At 67.7% G+C, this 433-nt stretch carries 1 protein-coding gene; it reads left to right on the forward strand.

Translation table 11 applies throughout. The annotated features are described in order from the left end of the window. The coding region (locus AACY49_RS31270) for an FAD-dependent oxidoreductase (protein WP_339528220.1) at nt 1-433 on the forward strand (433 nt) is incomplete at both ends.

Raw genomic sequence — 433 nt, forward strand, 5'->3', positions numbered from 1 at the left:
CGAACTGGCGATCCGCGAAGCTGCGGCCAATGCCGAGAATGCGGGGAAGACCGATATCGGCTGGGGCCACCAGATCCGCTCTTACGTGCTGCAGCCATACCAGATGGTGAAGGATCTGCGCACCGGCGTGACCGTCGAGTCGATCGTCGGCGAGAACGGGGCTGCCAGCGGCGTGCGCCTGGCCGATGTGACGGTGCTGCCCGGCAACCTCGTCATCGTCGGCATCGGCATCATCCCCGCCGTCGCCCCGCTGCTCGCCGCGGGCGCGGACGGCGGCAATGGCGTGAGCGTCGATGCGCTGTGCCGCACCAGCCTGCCCGATATCTTCGCGATCGGCGACTGCGCCGCGCACCCCAACCCTTATGCCGATGGCGCGGTGATCCGGCTCGAATCGGTGCAGAACGCAAACGATCAGGCGACCACTGTCGCCAAG

The sequence above is a fragment of the Pseudomonas sp. EL_65y_Pfl2_R96 genome (assembly GCF_963970905.1).
Taxonomy (GTDB): Bacteria; Pseudomonadota; Gammaproteobacteria; order Pseudomonadales; family Pseudomonadaceae; genus Aquipseudomonas.